Raw genomic sequence first — 15,914 nt, forward strand, 5'->3', positions numbered from 1 at the left:
AGCCCTGTTCAGGGCGTTCCGGGGCTCTCATGGAGACATGAAGTCACGACTCCCGCTTCCGCCGCCCTCGGCGCTGCTGCCGTCCTTCAAGGGCGGGCTGCACGACAGGCGCACGGCGACGGCGATCGGCCGGCTGCTCGGCGTGGCCATGCTGGTCTGCATGGTCACCGGTGTGCTGAGCCACTACCTCCAGCACCCGCCGAGCTGGCTGGCGGACGACCTGCCCGCCCGCCCCAGCTGGGGATACCGGCTGAACCAGGGCCTGCACGTGGGAGTCGGCATCGCCGCGATCCCGCTGCTCTTCGGCAAGCTGTGGACCGTCTACCCGAAGCTGTTCGCGTGGCCCGCGCTGAAGAGCGCACGGCACGCGCTGGAGCGGCTCTCGGTGGCGGTGCTCGTCGCGGGCGCGGTCTTCGAGCTGCTGACCGGGCTGCTCAACACCGTGCAGTGGTACCCGTGGCCGTTCAGCTTCGTTCCCGTCCACTTCGCGGTCGGCTGGCTCCTCACCGGCGCGCTGCTGCTGCACCTGGCCGTCAAGTGGCCGGACATCAAGGCGTACTGGTGGCGGCGCTCGGCCGCCACGCGCGCGTTGCCGGCGGAGCCGGAGAACACGCCCGACCGGCGCTCGCTGCTCACCGGGCTCGCGGTGGCGGTGGGGGCGGTCACCGTGACGACCGTCGGCCAGTCCCTCACCCCGCTCAAGGACCTCGACCTGCTGGCGCCCCGCCACCCCGACCACGGCCCGCTGGGCCTGCCCGTCAACCGCACGGCGGCGGCCGCGGGGACGACCCGGGTGGACACGGCGGCCTGGCGGCTGACGGTGCGGGGGCCGCGCCCGTACGAGCTGACCCTCGACGAACTGGCCGCGCTGCCCCAGTACGAGGTGGAGCTGCCCATCGCGTGCGTCGAGGGGTGGAGCAAGAACGCGCACTGGACCGGCGTACGGATCAAGGACCTCACGGAGCGGGCCGGTGCGCCGGGGGCCGCGCTGCGGGTCGTCTCGCTCGAACAGCACGGCGCGTACCGCGTGATGGACATGGGCCGCTCCTACGCGCGCGACCCGCTCACCCTCCTCGCACTGCGGCTCAACGGGCAGGTGCTCACCCCCGACCACGGCTATCCGGCCCGCATCATCGCGCCCAACCGGCCCGGGGTGCTCCAGACCAAGTGGGTCACACGACTGGAGGTGAGGTGATGGTGGGACGGTACGCGGTGGGTGCGCTCGGGGTCGCCACGATGGGGCTCGGGGTGTCGCTGGTGTGGGCGCAGTCGCCGTGGGACGTGGCGGTATGGCTGGTGGGGGCGATCGTGCTGCACGACGGCCTGATCGCACCGCTGGTGCTGCTCGTCGGCCTGGGCGTGATGGCGACCCGCCCCGGGGTGCGCGGCCCGCTGCGGGCGGCCCTGGTGACCGCCGGCTGTCTCACGGCGATCGCCCTCCCGGTCATCCTGCGCCCCGGCCCGTACAACAACGCGACGGTGCTGCCGCTGGATTACCTGCGCAACTGGCTGGTGCTGCTCGCGGTGGTTGTGGTGGGCGCGGGGCTGGTGGTGGCGGGGAAACGGGTGCGGAAGGCGCGCGATCGCCGCAACCACTAGGGGCGCGGGGAACTGAGCCTGGTCGCACCCGGGTCCGGGTCCGGGTCCGCGCTCACGTCTCGCCCCGCGCTCACGTCCGGCCCCGCGCTCACATCCGGCGCAGCGCGACGAAAGGGCGCCCGGCGGCCGTCCACAGCTCGGCCGCCCGCCAGCCGGTGTCGTGCGCGTACCGCAGCAGCGCGGCGGTGCCCAGTCGCGACCAGGGAAAGCCCGACCCGAAGGCGCCCCGGCCATCGGCCACCCGCACCTCCACGCGCTCGTCCACGTCGAAGGGCGCCGCCTCCACGATCAACTGCCCCTCGGGGTCGACGAGTTGCGCCGCCCGTGCGAGCAGCGCGGCGGGGTCGCCGCCGATGCCGACGTTGCCGTCCAGCAGGAGCGAGGTCTGCCAGCGGCCCTCGCCGGGCAGCGGGTCGAAGACCGACCGGCACAGGGCGCTGCCGCCGGAGCGCTGGGTGCGGCGGACGGCCTCGGGGCTGACGTCGACGCCGAGCGCGGCCGTACCGAGCGCGGCAAGCGCCACCACCAGGCGCCCGGGCCCGCACCCGATGTCGAGCACGGCGCCCCGGCACCGCCGCAGTACGGTCAGGTCGGCCGGGTCCGGCGCCGCGCACCACCGCTCCACCTCCAGGGGCAGCAGCCACCCGTCCTGGCGGTGCAGGAACAGCGGCCCGCGCCCGCTGCGCAGGGCGGCGGTGTACGGATCGGCCCGCCAGGCGAGCGCGGCGGGCACGGCGGTCGTGGTCATCGCGCGGCGCCCTGGGCCCTGGCGACCGCCTTGAAGGAGCCGCCCGTGCAGGCGGCCACCGCCCGCGCGAACCGGCCGTCCGGTGCGAGCGCCGCCACCTCGCGCACGTCGGCCGCGGTGTCGACGTCCCGCAGCGGCGGCAGCTCGTGCACGGTGAGCCCCGCGTCGACGAGCCGCCGCCGCTGGACCGCGCCCGTCTCGGGGACGGACATGGGCACTCCGCGCAGCAGCGCGGGATCGGGGGCGGTCAGGCCGAGCGACCAGAAGCCGCCGTCGGCAGCCGGACCGAACCACGCCTCGCCCGGCTCCCAGCCGGCCAGAGCGGGTGCCAGCAGGGCCGGGCTCACCTGCGGGGTGTCCATGCCGATGAGCAGGGCCGGGCCCGGATCGCGCGCGAAGGCCGCCGCCAGCCGTTCGTCCAGGCCACCCGCGCACTGCGGGACGACCTCGATGCCCGGCGGGAGCCACGGGCCGGGCGCCCCGTCGAGGACGAGGACCCGGCGCCGGGCCGGCGCGGCGAGCACCGCGTCCAGGGTGTCGGCGAGCGCGGCCTCGGCGATCCGCGCGGCCTCCTCGGGCGAGTACGGCGGGGTCAGCCGTGTCTTGACCCGGCCCGGCACCGGCGCCTTGGCGATCACCAGGAGGGTGACCGCCCCGCCCCGCCCCGTCACCGGGCACCCGCCGGCGTGGCGGGGAGCGACGGCCCGGGCGGCAGGGCGAGCACCGCGCGCATGTCCCGTACGGCCTGCCAGGTGCCCCGCCAGGTGCCGGTCACCTTCGACTTGCCGGTGCGCGGCAGATACGGCACGTCGTGCTCGCGCACCCGCCACCCGGCGTCCGCCGCGCGCACCACCATCTCCAGCGGATAGCCGCTGCGCCGGTCCGCGACGCCGAGCGCGAGCAGCGGCGCGCGCCGGGCCGCCCGCAGCGGGCCCAGGTCGTGCAGGCGCAGCCCGGTGCGGCGGCGCAGCATCCTGGACAGGGCCAGGTTCCCGGCCCGCGCGTGCGGTGGCCAGGCCCCGCGCGCGGTGGGCCTGCGCCGCCCCAGGACGAGGTCGGCGTCACCGGCGGCCACCTCCCGTACGAAGGGCGCGAGGAGCCCGGGGTCGAGCGAGCCGTCGCAGTCGCAGAAGCACACGTACTCGGCGCGGGCCGCGAGCAGCCCGGCGTGGCAGGCCGCGCCGAAGCCGCGTCGGGCCTCGTGCACCACGGTCGCGCCGAGCGCGCGGGCGATCTCGGCCGAGCCGTCCGTCGAGCCGTTGTCGACGACGACGGCCCGCCAGCCCTCGGGGATCCTGGCCAGCACCCAGGGCAGCGCCTCGGCCTCGTCGAGGCAGGGTAGTACGACGTCCACCGTCGTGGGGATCGTGTCGGTCACGCCCCTCACGGTACGAAGGCGCGGCGGACAAATCGGGACTTCGGGTTCTTACGAAACAGGGACGTCGTCCCGGGTCGGCCATCCGGGTGGCGACGCGGGGACCCGCCGGATGCGACGCTGTGGCCATGCACAACGCCCAGTCCCGCATCCTCGTCGTCGACGACGACCCGACGGTGGCCGAGGTGGTCACCGGCTACCTCGAACGCGCCGGGTACGAGGTCGAGCACGTCGGCGACGGCCCCGCCGCCCTGCGCGCGGCCGGTGCGCGATGGCCCGACCTCGTCGTCCTCGACCTGATGCTGCCGGGCATGGACGGCCTGGAGGTCTGCCGCACGCTGCGGGGCACCGGCCCCGTACCGGTCATCATGCTCACCGCGCGCGGCGACGAGGACGACCGGGTCCTGGGCCTGGAGATAGGCGCGGACGACTACGTCACCAAGCCGTTCAGCCCGCGCGAGCTGGTGCTGCGCGTCGACTCCGTACTGCGCCGCAGCACGGCCGCCGCCCGGCCGGGACCGCCGGTGCGGCGCGCGGGCCTCGTCCTGGACCCGGCCGCCCGCCGCGCCGTCAAGCAGGGTGTCGAACTGGCCCTGACCCTGCGGGAGTTCGACCTCCTCGCCTATCTGATGAGCCACCCCGGCGAGGCCGTCACCCGCGAGCGGCTGATGCGTGATGTGTGGGGCTGGGAGTTCGGCGACCTGTCCACCGTCACCGTCCATGTGCGGCGCCTGCGCGGCAAGGTCGAGGACGACCCGGCGAAGCCGCGGCTCATCCGGACGGTGTGGGGCGTCGGGTACCGCTTCGAGGCGGAGAGCGCGGACGAGGGTGAGGGCGAGCCGCAGGGGCCGGGCCTCGCCGGAGAGGGAGCCTGACATGAGCGACGTGCTGCTCATCGCCGTGTACGCGTTCCTGGGCGCCGCCGCCGCGGGCCTGCTCGGGGCCCTCGCGCTGCGGCTGCTGCGCCACCGCTCGGTCACCGCCTCGCTCGCCGTGGTGGCCGCCGTCGCGGTCAGCGCGATGCTCGCCGGGACGCTCGCCGTGGCCTGGGAGATGTTCCTGTCCTCGCACGACCTGAAGGTCGTCACCCTGGTCATCGCGATGGCCGCGGTCGTCTCGCTCGCCACCGCGCTCATCCTGGGCCGCCGGGTCGTCGCCAGCAGCCGTCAACTCGCCCTGGCCACCCGCTCGTTCGGCGACGGCGGCAGCTTCGCCGCGCCCGCGGGCCCGGCCACCGCCGAACTCGCCGCGCTCAGCCGCGAGCTGGCCGCCACCAGCGCCAAGCTCTCCGCGTCCCGCGAGCGCGAACGCGCCCTGGAGACCTCCCGCCGCGAGCTCGTCGCCTGGATCTCGCACGATCTGCGCACCCCGCTCGCGGGGCTGCGCGCGATGGCCGAGGCCCTGGAGGACGGCATGGCCAAGGACCCCGAGCGCTACTTCCGGCAGATCCGCACCGAGGTCGAGCGCCTCAACGGCATGGTGGGCGACCTCTTCGAGCTCTCCCGCATCCACGCCGGCGCCCTCGCCCTCAAGCCGGCCCGGATGTCCGTCCACGACCTGGTCGGCGACGCGCTGGCGGGCGCGGACCCACTCGCCCGCGAGCACGGCGTACGGCTGGTCGGCGAGCGCGTCGAGCCGGTCCCGGTCGAGGTGGACGGCAAGGAGATGACCCGGGTCCTGGCCAACCTGCTGGTCAACGCGATCCGGCACACCCCGGCCGACGGCACGGTCGCGGTCGCGGCCGAGGCGCGCGCGGAGTCGGTGGTGCTCTCGGTGACGGACGGCTGCGGCGGCATCCCCGACGACGATCTGATCCGCGTCTTCGACACCGGCTGGCGCGGCACCGAGGCGCGCACCCCGCCGGGCGGCGCGGGCCTGGGCCTCGCGATCGTGCGGGGCATCGTCGAGGCCCACGCGGGCAGCGCCGCCGTGCACAACGTGCACGGCGGCTGCCGCTTCGAACTGATCCTCCCGGCGGCCCGATCCTGACGTGACGTCAGCCAGTGGCCGGGCGCAGCTCCGCCCGCGCGAACTCCGCCATCCCCTCCGCGAACCCCACCGCCGGCCGCCAACCGAGCTGCTCCCGCAGCCGCGCCGAGTCGGCCGTGATGTGGCGGACGTCCCCGAGCCGGTACTCGCCCGTCACCACCGGCGCGGGCCCGCCGTACGCCCCGGCCAGCGCCTCGGCCATCTCGCCCACCGTGTGCGGGGTCCCGCTGCCCGTGTTGTACGCGGTGAGGGTCCCCGGCGGGCGCTCGTGCAGGGCCTCCAGGGCCACCGCGTTCGCCTCGGCCACATCGCGTACGTGGACGAAGTCCCGGCGCTGGCGGCCGTCCTCGAAGACCCGGGGCGCCTCGCCGCGCGCGAGGGCCGAGCGGAAGAAGGAGGCGACCCCCGCGTACGGGGTGTCGCGCGGCATCCCCGGCCCGTACACATTGTGGTAGCGCAGTGACACCGCACGGCCGCCGGTGGCCCGCGCCCAGGCGGCCGTCAGATGCTCCTGGGCCAGCTTGGTCGCGGCGTACACATTGCGCGGGTCCGCGGGGGCGTCCTCACCGACCAGACCCGGCGCCAGCTCCGCGCCGCAGCGCGGGCACAGCGGCTCGAAGCGCCCGGCCGCCAGCTCCTCGTACGGCCGGGGCCCGGGGCGTACGGGGCCGTGGCGCGGGCACTCGTAGTGCCCCTCCCCGTACACCACCATCGACCCGGCGAGCACCAGATCCCGCGGGCCTCCCTCGGCCATCGCGGCGAGCAGCACCGCCGTGCCGAGGTCGTTGCACGCCACGTAGTCGGGCGCGTCGGAGAAGTCCGTGCCGAGGCCGACCATCGCGGCCTGGTGGCAGACGGCGTCCACGCCGCGCAGCGCCCTGGTGACCGCCTCCCGGTCGCGGACGTCGTCGCCGGGCCGGACCGCGCGGTCGAGGACGACTGGTTCATGGCCCCGGGCGGAGAGGGCCGAGACGATCTGCGAGCCGATGAAGCCCGCGCCTCCCGTGACAAGTACACGCATAGGGGCGACGCTACGGAGACGGAGCCGGAGATACCGCGCTCCACCCCGCACCGTCACCACCTTGTAAGGAGTCCGGCCATGCCCGTTGAGCCGCTGTCGCAGAAGGACATCGAGGACCGCCTGCGCGAACTGCCGGGCTGGTCGGTCCCGGACGGCGAGGAGCGCCTCGCCCGCACCTACCGCCTCGCCTCGCACTTCGCGGCCACCGCGATGGTCATCCACATCGCCCAGATCCAGGACGAGCTGAACCACCACTCGGACCTGACGCTCGGCTACAACACGGTGGCGCTCACGGTGAACAGCCACGACGCGGGCGGCCGGGTGACCGAGAAGGACTTCGAACTCGCCCACCGCGTCGAGGCGATCGCCTCCGGCCACGGCGCGGGCTGACCTCCCGGGGCGCGCGGCCCCCGGGAGGCGCCGGGGTCAGGCGTCGAGCGCCGCCACGTCGACGGTGGCCAGTCGCTCCAGGTCGGCGAGGATGTTGATCTCGACGATGCGGTCGTCCCGGACGGTGAAGCCGAGCACCGCCATCGTCCGGCCCTCCGGGGCGTTGACCATTCCCATCGCGCCGTTGACCAGCGCCGGACGGGCGAACTGGGCGTACTGGGCGAAGGACAGCGCGTTCTGGACCACCGCGTGGGCGCCGAGCACCGTCTTGGAGGGGGTGAGCGAGCCCGGCCCGTAGTCGGCCCGGAGCACGATGTCCGGGTCGAGCGTGGCGAGCAGGCCCTCGAAGTCGCCGCCGCGCGCGGCCGCGAGGAACGCGTCGACGACCTTGCGCTGCCGGTTCAGGTCCGGGTCGGGGACGGCCCGGCCCTGCACCCGGCGGCGGGCCCGGCTGGCCAGCTGCCGGGTGGCCGCCGGGGCGCGGTCCACGATCGGCGCGATCTCCTCGAACGGCACGCCGAACATGTCGTGCAGCACGAACGCCAGCCGCTCGGCCGGGGCCAGTGTGTCGAGGACGACGAGCAGGGCGAGCCCGACCGAGTCGGTGAGCAGCGCCTCGTGCTCGGGGTCCACCCCGTCCGGGCGGTCCACGATCGGGTCGGGCACATGGACGTCCAGCGGATCCTCCCGCCGAGCCTGGCGCGAGCGCAGCATGTCGAGGCAGACCCGCGAGACGACCGTGGTCAGCCAACCGCTCAGGTTCTCCACGCCCTCGCTGGAGCTGGCCGCCCGCAACCAGGCTTCCTGGACGGCGTCCTCCGCCTCGCTCAGTGAGCCGAGCATCCGGTAGGCGACCGCCCGCAGGCGCGGGCGGTTCTCCTCGAAACGCTCCGCCAGGGATTCGTTCTCGTCCATCGGTTCAGCTTCCTTCGTCGCGGCGTGTCGTCAATGCGGTGACAGACGAAAACCTAGTCCGAAGGAATGGCGGCCACCCGACGGCAGGCCCCGATTGCGGTAATCGGACGCTCACGGAGGGCGTGGTGTTGGTCACGGCAAGTTTCGGTCACTTGGCCTGAGACCAACGGTTGAGGCGGGGTGGCGAGGTGCTGGAGAGGTCCTGGTGAGGTACTGGAGGCGTGCTCGACGCGTGCTCAGCCCTGCCAGTCGCCGGCCGCCGCCGCGTCCCGCGCGAAGTCCGCGAACGCCCTGGGCTCACGGCCCAGGACGCGCTTGACGCCGTCCGTGGTCGAGGAGTTGTGCCCGTCGAGCAGCGTCGTGAACAGCTCCGCGAGCCACCGCGCCTCCCCCTCGTCGAGACCGTACTGCACCAGCAGCTCCGCGTACTGCTCCCCGGACATCGGCACATACCGCACCGCCCGGCCGGTCGCGGCCGACAGCACCTCCGCGACCTCGGCGAGGGTCAGCAGCTGAGGACCCGTCAACTCGTGGATCAGCCCCGCGTGGCCGTCCTCGGTGAGGGCCTTGACGACGACATCGGCGATGTCGTCGGCGTCCACCCACGGCTCGGCCGTCTCACCCGCCGGGAACGGTATCTCGCCCCCGAGCACGCCCTCCGTCATCGCGCCCTCGCTGAAGTTCTGGGCGAAGAAGGCGGCCCGTACGACCGTGAGGTCCGCGCCCGACTCGCGCAGCGCGTCCTCGGCCAGCACCGCCGCCGGTTCGCCGCGCCCGGAGAGCAGCACCAGGCGCCGCACACCGTGCTGGACGGCGAGCCCGCCGAAGGTCCGCATCGCCTCGACCGCGCCGGGTGCCGCGAGGTCCGGGAAGTACGTCACATAGGCGGCGTCCGCACCCGCGAGGGCGGGTCCCCACGTCGACTCGTCCGCCCAGTCGAAGCGCACCTCGCCGCCGCGCGAGCCGGAGCGGACCGGCACGCCGAGCGAGGAGAGCCGCTCGACGACCCGGTGGCCGGTCTTGCCGGTGCCGCTGGTCACGAGCACGGTCCGCGGGGTGTGCGGCGTGCCGGTCGTGGTGGTCGTGTTCTGATCCGTGTTCAGCTCTGTGTTCGTCATGCGTCCAGCTTCGTGGGCACGGCCCCGACTCTCCATGCTTTAGGGGCTCATGCGCATACGCCTGCGTCTACGGGCCCGCCCAACGCTCCGGCGGGGGGCGCGGATTAGGGCCTGTCCGGCGGATCTGGTCGCCCGCGGGGTGCCTCCGATTTTCGGTGCTGGTGAGCGGGGGTCTGGTGCGTCCAGCTGCAAGGCGGAGGAGGGCGTCGACGCGGAGCGTCGGCAACCGACGACAACGCCGCAGATGGGCGTGCCAGACCCCCGCGGCACAGACCAGATCCGCCGGACAGGCCCTAGGCTCGCGGCCATGGACGCACTCGCCGGACTGCTCGACGGTCCCCGCGCCCGAGGGGCGTTTCTGCTGCGGATGGTGATGGAGCCGCCGTGGTCCGTACGGATCGAGGACCGGGCACCCATCTGTCTGATGTCGCCGACGCGGGGCGAGGCGTGGATCGTCCCGGACTCCGGGCCGCCGGTCCTGGCCCGGCCCGGTGACATCGTCGTCGCGCGCGGCCCCGACCCGTACACCGTCGCCCACGCGCCGGACGCCGAGCCGTTCGCCAGGATCGGTCCGGGCGGGGTGTGCACCACGCTGCGCGGCGAGCCGCTGGCGCAGTCGATGGAGCTGGGCGTACGGACCTGGGGCAACGCCGCCGACGGCTCGGCCACCATGCTCGTCGGCACGTATCTGATGGAGGGTGAGATCAGCGGACGGCTGCTCGACGCGCTGCCGCCGCTGCTCGTGCTCACCGCCGAGGAGTGGAACTGCTCGGTGATGCCGCTGCTCGACGAGGAGATCTCCAGGGACGAGCCCGGCCAGAGCGTCGTCCTCGACCGGCTGCTCGACCTGCTCCTGATCGCGGTGCTGCGGGCCTGGTTCAACCGGCCGGGCGCCCACGCGCCCGCCTGGTACCGGGCGATGGGCGACCCGGTGGTGGGGCCCGCGCTGCGGCTGCTCCAGAACGAGCCCGCGCACCCGTGGACGGTCGCCGCGCTCGCCGCGAAGTGCGGGGTCTCGCGGGCCGGTCTGGCCCGGCGGTTCGGGGAGCTGGTGGGGGAGCCGCCGATGGCGTACCTCGCGGGCTGGCGGCTCGCGCTCGCGGCGGACCTGCTGCGCGAGAGCGACGCGACGGTCGAGGCGATCGCACGGCAGGTGGGATACGGGGGCGCCTTCGCGCTGAGCGCCGCGTTCAAGCGGGTGCGCGGCGTCAGCCCTCAGGAGCACCGGATGAATTGCCGAAACGGCAACGGGATTCCCGGCTCCGGGGCGGCCGGGGGCAGGGTGGAGCCATGAGCGACTCGCACGGCCATGACGGCCAGGACGGCCAGCACGACGGCCAGCACGACGGCCACCGGGGTCACACCCACGGTCACACCCACGGCCACGCCCACGGCGACGGCTGGAGCGACTTCGACTGGGAGGCCCTGCTCCCGCTCCTGGTGGGCGAGGCCGAACTGTTCTCGGGGGCGTACCGGGAGGCCGCGGCGTGGATCGGCGGGCAGCGGCCCGGCGCCGAGGTGCGCCGGATCCTCGACATCGGCAGCGGCCCGGGCGTGGTGACCTGTCTGCTCGCGCAGGCCTTCCCGCAGGCGGAGGTCGTCGCCGTCGACGGCAACCGGGCGCTCCTCGGCCACGCGCTGGCCCGTGCGGAGCGCCTGGGCCTGGCGGACCGCGTCCGTACGATCGAGGCGGAACTCCCGGACGACTTCGGCGTGTTGGGCGAGGCCGACCTGGTCTGGGCGGGCAACTCGCTGCACCACCTGGGTGACCAGCGAGCCGCGCTCGCGGGGTTCGCGGGCCTGCTGCGGCCGGGTGGCACGGTGGCCCTCGCGGAAGGCGGGCTGCCCACGCGCCACTTGCCCCGCGACATCGGCATGGGACAGCCGGGTCTGGAAGCCAGGATCGACGTGCTGGTGGACGAGCGGTTCGCGCGGATGCGGGCGGAGCTGCCGGACGCCAAGCAGGAGACCGAGGACTGGGCGGCGCTGCTCACGTCCGTCGGGCTGATCTCTCCGGCCACCCGCAGCTTCCTCGTCGACTTCCCTGCGCCGCTGGACCCGGCGGTACGGGAGCAGGTGGTGTCCACGTTCGCCCGGCACTCGGAGACCGTGGGGGAGTGGCTGTCGCCGGAGGACGCGGCAGTGCTGCGCCGCCTGGCCGACCCGGCCGACGAGGCCGGTCTCGCGCTGCGCCCGGATGTGTTCCTGCTGGCGGCGAGGTCCGTCCACACGGCACGGCGGGCGCGCTGAGCGCTTTGGCCCCGGGGTTTGTCTGCGGGCCGGTGGGGGCTGGTCGCGCAGTTCCCCGCGCCCCTAGAAGCGGGATTGCCGCGCAGCGGCATTCTTAGGGGCGCGGGGAACTGCGCGACCAGCCCCCACCGGGCCGCAGGCCAACGGGACCGGCGTCTCAGAAGTCGAAGTCGTCCGGGTCCGGACCCAGCCGCTTCGCCTCGTCGAGTGCGGCGATCGCCGTGATGTCCTCGGTGTCGAGCTCGAAGCCGAACACGTCGAAGTTCTCGGCGATGCGCGAGGGCGTCACCGACTTCGGGATGGCGACGGTGCCGAGCTGGAGGTGCCAGCGCAGCACGATCTGCGCCGGGGTCTTCGCGTACTTCTGCGCGATCGCGACGATCGTGGGGACTTCGAGCAGCCCCTTGCCCTGGCCCAGCGGCGACCAGGCCTCGGTCGCGATGCCGTGCTCGGCGTGGAAGGCGCGCAGGTCGGCCTGGGCGAGCTGCGGGTGGAGCTCGACCTGGTTGACCGCCGGGACCACGCCCGACTCGTCGATGATCCGGCGCAGCTGCGGCTCCTTGAAGTTGGAGACGCCGACCGCCTTGGCGCGGCCGCTCTTGGCGATCTCGCCGAACGCGTTCCAGATCGTCACGTAGTCGTCGCGCATCGCGCGCGGCCAGTGGATCAGATACAGGTCGACGTAGTCGAGGCCCAGCTTCGACAGGGAGGCGTCGAACTCGCGCAGGACGCCGTCGCGCGTCCACGTCTCGCTCGCGTTGTTCCACAGCTTCGTGGTGACGAAGAGCTCCTCGCGGGCCACTCCGGACGCCGCGATCGCCTTGCCGGTGCCCACTTCGTTCTCGTAGATCGCGGCCGTGTCGATGGACCGGTACCCGGTCTCGATGGCGGTCGTGACCGCCTGCGCGGCCTCGTCGTCCGGCACCTGCCAGACACCGTAACCGAGCTGCGGCATCTCGACGCCGTTGTTGAGGGTGATGGAGGGGACCTTGCTCACGAGCGGTCGATCCTTACGTCGTCGGTTTCGTACTCGCAGCGTCAACGATCGGGCGGACGGAACCATTCCCAGAGAGCGCCGTGAGGGTGATCGTGGCCAGATCTGTGCGCTACAGATCCGACCTTCTCGGTTCAGACCATTGACCGCGCTCCATCAAGACGCAACTCTATGGCACATAACTGAACGCGGTACATGTTTGTGAACTCCGCGTCCGATCGAGCCCCTGCATATGCCGTACAGGGGTTCACTTCTGAACCCCACCCCCCAGGAAGATCGGAAAGGCAGGTACACCCCCATGAACGACGGCAAGGAAACATCGGAGGAAACGGCGGTCTGGGTGACCCCGGACTATGTGGTCGTCGAGACCGCGCTGGAAGTCACCGCCTACGCCCTCACCGACCGGTAGACCCACCGCCATGCTGCTGCAGGTGCTGGGCACCGCGGCGGGCGGCGGACTGCCCCAGTGGAACTGCGCGTGTCCCGGCTGTGCCGGGGCGCGCGCCCACCCGCACCGGCGCCGCCACCACGCGTCACTGGCCGTACGGGTGGCCGACCACCGCTGGTACGTCGTCAACGCGGGGCCCGACCTCACCGACCAGATCGAGGCCTCTCTCGCCCTCCATCCGGGCCCGGGCCTCCGGGAGACCCCCGTCGCCGGTGTCGTCCTCACGGACGCCGAACTCGACCACACCCTCGGCATCGCCCGGCTCCGCGAGGCCCGCGCCGGAGTCGAGGTGTGGGCGACCCCGCCCGTACGGCACGCGCTGCTGAACGGACTGCGCCTCGGCGACGTCCTCGGGCCCTACACCCCGCTGGAATGGCGGGAGTTGGGGCCGCAGCCCCGCCTCCTCGGCGATGCCGTCGAGATGAGTGCCCTGCCCATCTCGGCCAAACGGCCGCGCTATGCCACCGGACTGCCTCCACTGTCCTCGCCGTCCTCACTCTCCTCGCCGCCCCCGCTGTCGGGCCCGCCCGGTGACGCGGCCCCCGGCGACCTCTCGTGGGTCGTCGCCCTGCACCTCCACGAACCCGCCACCGGGGTCCGTGTGGTGTACGCCCCCGCTCTCGCCGCCTGGCCCGACGCCCTGCAGAAGGCCGTCGAGGACGCCGACTGCGTCCTGGTAGACGGCACGTTCTGGGACGACGACGAGCCCGTACGTACGGGAATCTCGTCCCGCACCGCCACCGCCATGGGCCACCTGCCGATCGACGGGCCCGACGGCACCGCCCGCCGGCTCGCCGGAGTGCGCGGCCGGTGTCTCTACACCCACCTCAACAACACCAACCCCCTCGCGGACCCCGGCGCGGCCGAGCACACCCGGCTCGCCGCGCTGGGGCTCGAAGTCGCCGCCGAGCGGATGGTGATCGAGATATGAGTTCCCATGGAAACCCTACTCAACTGCCTTTGAGCGACAGCGAGTTGGAGTCCCGGCTGCGCGCCGTCGCCGACGCGCGCTACCACGACCGGCACTCCTTCAACGTACGGATGCACAAGGGTGAGCTGCGCCCCGATGAACTGCGGCGGTGGATCGTCAACCGCTTCCACTACCAGCGGCACATCCCCGTCAAGGACGCCCACATCCTCGCGAAGTTCGACACACCCGCTCTGCGACGTTCGTGGCTGCGGCGCATCCAGGACCACGACGGGGCGCGGGACGGCGAGGGCGGGATCGAGCGCTGGCTGCGGCTGGGGGAGGCCGCCGGGATCGACCGGGCGCGGCTCACCTCGGGCGCCGAAGTGCTGCCGGGCGTACGCCTCGCGGTCGACGGATACGTCAACTTCTGCCGGCTGCGGCCGCTGCTCGACGCCGTCGCCGCCTCGCTCACCGAGCTCTCCGCGCCGGGGCTGATGCGTACCCGCATCGAGGCGTTCGAGCAGCACTATCCGTGGATCGAGGCCGACGGGCTCGCGTACTTCCGCACCCGGATCGGGCAGGGCGGCCGCGACGGCGGCGAGGCGCTCGCCCTCGTCAAGGCCTGGGCGCGCACCCGTGAGCAGCAGGAACGGGCCGTCGCCGCACTCGCCTTCAAGTGTGACGTCCTGTGGTCGCTGCTCGACGCGGTGGAGTGCGGCGACGCCCGCGAGCACGGGGAAGCGGGCGCGCCCGGGGGTGCGCCGTGAGTCGCACCGGCACCTGGCGGCCGGTGCTCTCCCGGTCCGTGCTGCTGCGCCACGACCGTGTGCGCGGCGCCGATCTGCTCGTGCTGCCCGAGCGCGTCGTCGTACTGCGCGGTGCCGCCGGGCACATCGTGCGGCTGTGCGACGGCAGTCATGACGTCCAGGGGATCGTCGACGAGCTCGGCGCGCGCTTTCCGGACGAGCCTGTGGCCGACGAAGTCCCGGTGTTCCTCGGCAAGTTACGGGACGAGGGGTGGCTGGGATGACCGTGGTTGAGATGACCGTGGACCCGCCCTGGGCGCTGCTCGCCGAGCTCACCCACGGCTGCCCGCTGCACTGCGCGTACTGCTCGAACCCGGTGGAGTTGGTGCGCCGCAATCGCGAGCTGGACACCGACGGCTGGCGCCAAGTGATGGCCCAGGCCGGTGAGTTGGGCGTCGTCCACACCCATCTGTCCGGCGGCGAGCCGCTGCTGCGCCGCGACCTTCCCGAGATCGTCGCCGCCGCCGACGCGGCCGGGATCTACACCCAGCTCGTCACCAGCGGGATCGGTCTGGACGCGGATCGCCTGGCCGTTCTGGTGCACGCCGGACTGCGGGCCGTCCAGCTGTCGGTGCAGCACGCCGACGCGCGGGCGTCCGAACGCATCGCGGGCCGTCGCCGCTCCTTCGCCGCCAAGGAGCGGGCCGCCGCCCTGGTGCGGGAGGCGGGGCTGCCGCTGGGGCTCAACGTGGTGCTGCACCGCGACAACCTGGACGCGCTCGACGCGATCGTCGAGCTGGGGCTCGCCTGGGGCGTCGACCGCATCGAGCTGGCCAACGCCCAGTTCTACGGGTGGGCCCTGCTCAACCGGGAACAACTCCTCCCCGAACACGACCAGTTGGAGAACGCCCGGGTGGCGGTGGATCGCTGGAGGGAGCGGCTCGCCGGGCGCGTCGAGCTCGTCTGGGTCGTCCCCGACTACTTCGACGGCACCGCGAAGCCCTGTATGGGCGGCTGGGGCGCGGTCTCGCTCACCGTGGCCCCCGACGGCACCGTGCTGCCCTGCCCGGCCGCCGCATCGCTGCCCGGCCTCGACCCGCCCAACGTCCGGGACCGGCCGCTGGAGTGGATCTGGCGCGAGTCCCAGGCGTTCAACGCCTATCGGGGCACCGCCTGGATGCCCGACCCCTGCCGCGGCTGCGAGCTGCGCACCACCGACTTCGGCGGCTGCCGCTGCCAGGCGTACGCGCTGACCGGCGACCCGGCCCGCACCGACCCGGCCTGTCACCGCGCCCCCGACCACCACCTCGTCCAGGAGTTCACGGCCCGCCGCACCCCCACGGCGACACCGGCGCCCCTGCCCGTACTCCGTTCGTTCCGGTCCTCCCCCCAGACGTCCCCATGAGGTGAC

19 protein-coding genes are annotated in these 15,914 nt (G+C 73.6%); 12 read left to right on the forward strand and 7 right to left on the reverse strand.

Features of this window, described 5'->3' with window-relative positions; genetic code table 11:
• The first annotated feature begins 37 nt into the window (after nucleotides 1–37).
• Both OG965_RS32320 and OG965_RS32325 read left to right on the forward strand, forming a co-directional pair.
• Nucleotides 38–1,195, forward strand: a complete 1,158-nt coding sequence (locus OG965_RS32320; protein WP_371655587.1) for a molybdopterin-dependent oxidoreductase — start codon at nucleotides 38–40, stop codon at nucleotides 1,193–1,195.
• Nucleotides 1,195–1,599, forward strand: coding sequence for a hypothetical protein (locus OG965_RS32325; RefSeq protein ID WP_371655588.1), 405 nt, complete (start codon nucleotides 1,195–1,197; stop codon nucleotides 1,597–1,599). The genes OG965_RS32320 and OG965_RS32325 overlap by 1 nt, the downstream gene beginning before the upstream one ends.
• Before the next feature lie 88 nt (nucleotides 1,600–1,687).
• Here OG965_RS32325 and OG965_RS32330 read toward each other — a convergent pair whose 3' ends face one another.
• From OG965_RS32330 to OG965_RS32340, 3 genes are read right to left on the reverse strand one after another with little or no spacing between them, the layout of a single operon-like run.
• Complete coding sequence (locus tag OG965_RS32330; RefSeq protein WP_371655589.1) at nucleotides 1,688–2,347, reverse strand: methyltransferase domain-containing protein; 660 nt, start codon at nucleotides 2,345–2,347, stop codon at nucleotides 1,688–1,690.
• Nucleotides 2,344–3,018: a DUF2064 domain-containing protein gene (locus tag OG965_RS32335; RefSeq protein WP_371655590.1), complete on the reverse strand. Its 675-nt coding sequence runs from the start codon at nucleotides 3,016–3,018 to the stop codon at nucleotides 2,344–2,346. The genes OG965_RS32330 and OG965_RS32335 overlap by 4 nt, the downstream gene beginning before the upstream one ends.
• Nucleotides 3,015–3,725: a glycosyltransferase family 2 protein gene (locus OG965_RS32340; protein WP_371655591.1), complete on the reverse strand. Its 711-nt coding sequence runs from the start codon at nucleotides 3,723–3,725 to the stop codon at nucleotides 3,015–3,017. The genes OG965_RS32335 and OG965_RS32340 overlap by 4 nt, the downstream gene beginning before the upstream one ends.
• Nucleotides 3,726–3,850: 125 nt before the next feature.
• Here OG965_RS32340 and OG965_RS32345 point away from each other — a divergent pair, with 125 nt between their 5' ends.
• Both OG965_RS32345 and OG965_RS32350 read left to right on the forward strand, forming a co-directional pair.
• The gene (locus OG965_RS32345) at nucleotides 3,851–4,597 is read left to right on the forward strand and encodes a response regulator transcription factor (protein WP_371655592.1); all 747 of its coding nucleotides are present in this window, start codon (nucleotides 3,851–3,853) and stop codon (nucleotides 4,595–4,597) included.
• A gap of 1 nt (nucleotide 4,598) precedes the next feature.
• Nucleotides 4,599–5,711, forward strand: a complete 1,113-nt coding sequence (locus OG965_RS32350; RefSeq protein ID WP_371655593.1) for a sensor histidine kinase — start codon at nucleotides 4,599–4,601, stop codon at nucleotides 5,709–5,711.
• 7 nt (nucleotides 5,712–5,718) lie between these two features.
• Here OG965_RS32350 and OG965_RS32355 read toward each other — a convergent pair whose 3' ends face one another.
• Nucleotides 5,719–6,732 carry an NAD-dependent epimerase/dehydratase family protein gene (locus OG965_RS32355; RefSeq protein ID WP_371655594.1) on the reverse strand — a complete coding sequence of 338 codons (1,014 nt, stop codon included), beginning with the start codon at nucleotides 6,730–6,732 and terminating at the stop codon, nucleotides 5,719–5,721.
• Nucleotides 6,733–6,810: 78 nt separating this feature from the next.
• On the opposite strand from OG965_RS32355, the gene OG965_RS32360 reads away from it, so the two are divergent.
• A complete protein-coding gene (locus tag OG965_RS32360) occupies nucleotides 6,811–7,122 on the forward strand; it encodes a 4a-hydroxytetrahydrobiopterin dehydratase (protein ID WP_371655595.1) in 312 nt (103 codons plus the stop codon).
• Between the two features lie 36 nt (nucleotides 7,123–7,158).
• On the opposite strand, the gene OG965_RS32365 is transcribed toward OG965_RS32360, so the two are convergent.
• A complete protein-coding gene (locus OG965_RS32365) occupies nucleotides 7,159–8,037 on the reverse strand; it encodes a sigma-70 family RNA polymerase sigma factor (RefSeq protein ID WP_371655596.1) in 879 nt (292 codons plus the stop codon).
• 236 nt (nucleotides 8,038–8,273) lie between these two features.
• Nucleotides 8,274–9,155 carry an NmrA family NAD(P)-binding protein gene (locus tag OG965_RS32370; protein WP_371655597.1) on the reverse strand — a complete coding sequence of 294 codons (882 nt, stop codon included), beginning with the start codon at nucleotides 9,153–9,155 and terminating at the stop codon, nucleotides 8,274–8,276.
• Between the two features lie 307 nt (nucleotides 9,156–9,462).
• Here OG965_RS32370 and OG965_RS32375 point away from each other — a divergent pair, with 307 nt between their 5' ends.
• Nucleotides 9,463–10,449 (forward strand): cupin domain-containing protein, encoded by a 987-nt coding sequence (locus OG965_RS32375; protein WP_371655598.1) that lies wholly within the window; start codon nucleotides 9,463–9,465, stop codon nucleotides 10,447–10,449.
• Nucleotides 10,446–11,405 carry a trans-aconitate 2-methyltransferase gene (locus tag OG965_RS32380; protein ID WP_371655599.1) on the forward strand — a complete coding sequence of 320 codons (960 nt, stop codon included), beginning with the start codon at nucleotides 10,446–10,448 and terminating at the stop codon, nucleotides 11,403–11,405. The genes OG965_RS32375 and OG965_RS32380 overlap by 4 nt, the downstream gene beginning before the upstream one ends.
• Before the next feature lie 157 nt (nucleotides 11,406–11,562).
• Here the strand turns inward: OG965_RS32380 and OG965_RS32385 are convergent, their stop codons facing one another.
• Nucleotides 11,563–12,402 (reverse strand): aldo/keto reductase, encoded by an 840-nt coding sequence (locus tag OG965_RS32385; RefSeq protein ID WP_371655600.1) that lies wholly within the window; start codon nucleotides 12,400–12,402, stop codon nucleotides 11,563–11,565.
• Between the two features lie 295 nt (nucleotides 12,403–12,697).
• On the opposite strand from OG965_RS32385, the gene pqqA reads away from it, so the two are divergent.
• The 5 genes from pqqA to pqqE are packed head-to-tail and all read left to right on the forward strand — an operon-like array spanning nucleotide 12,698 to nucleotide 15,908.
• Nucleotides 12,698–12,808, forward strand: a complete 111-nt coding sequence (gene pqqA, locus OG965_RS32390) for a pyrroloquinoline quinone precursor peptide PqqA (protein ID WP_371655601.1) — start codon at nucleotides 12,698–12,700, stop codon at nucleotides 12,806–12,808.
• A gap of 10 nt (nucleotides 12,809–12,818) precedes the next feature.
• Nucleotides 12,819–13,778 (forward strand): MBL fold metallo-hydrolase, encoded by a 960-nt coding sequence (locus OG965_RS32395; RefSeq protein ID WP_371655602.1) that lies wholly within the window; start codon nucleotides 12,819–12,821, stop codon nucleotides 13,776–13,778.
• Nucleotides 13,775–14,524, forward strand: a complete 750-nt coding sequence (gene pqqC, locus OG965_RS32400; protein WP_371655603.1) for a pyrroloquinoline-quinone synthase PqqC — start codon at nucleotides 13,775–13,777, stop codon at nucleotides 14,522–14,524. The genes OG965_RS32395 and pqqC overlap by 4 nt, the downstream gene beginning before the upstream one ends.
• The gene (pqqD, locus tag OG965_RS32405; RefSeq protein WP_371655604.1) at nucleotides 14,521–14,787 is read left to right on the forward strand and encodes a pyrroloquinoline quinone biosynthesis peptide chaperone PqqD; all 267 of its coding nucleotides are present in this window, start codon (nucleotides 14,521–14,523) and stop codon (nucleotides 14,785–14,787) included. The genes pqqC and pqqD overlap by 4 nt, the downstream gene beginning before the upstream one ends.
• Nucleotides 14,784–15,908, forward strand: a complete 1,125-nt coding sequence (gene pqqE / locus OG965_RS32410; RefSeq protein WP_371655605.1) for a pyrroloquinoline quinone biosynthesis protein PqqE — start codon at nucleotides 14,784–14,786, stop codon at nucleotides 15,906–15,908. Before pqqD ends, pqqE begins: the two co-directional genes overlap by 4 nt.
• Nucleotides 15,909–15,914 lie beyond the last annotated feature (6 nt).

Origin of the sequence: Streptomyces sp. NBC_00224, from assembly GCF_041435195.1 — a bacterium.
Lineage (GTDB): Bacteria > Actinomycetota > Actinomycetes > Streptomycetales > Streptomycetaceae > Streptomyces.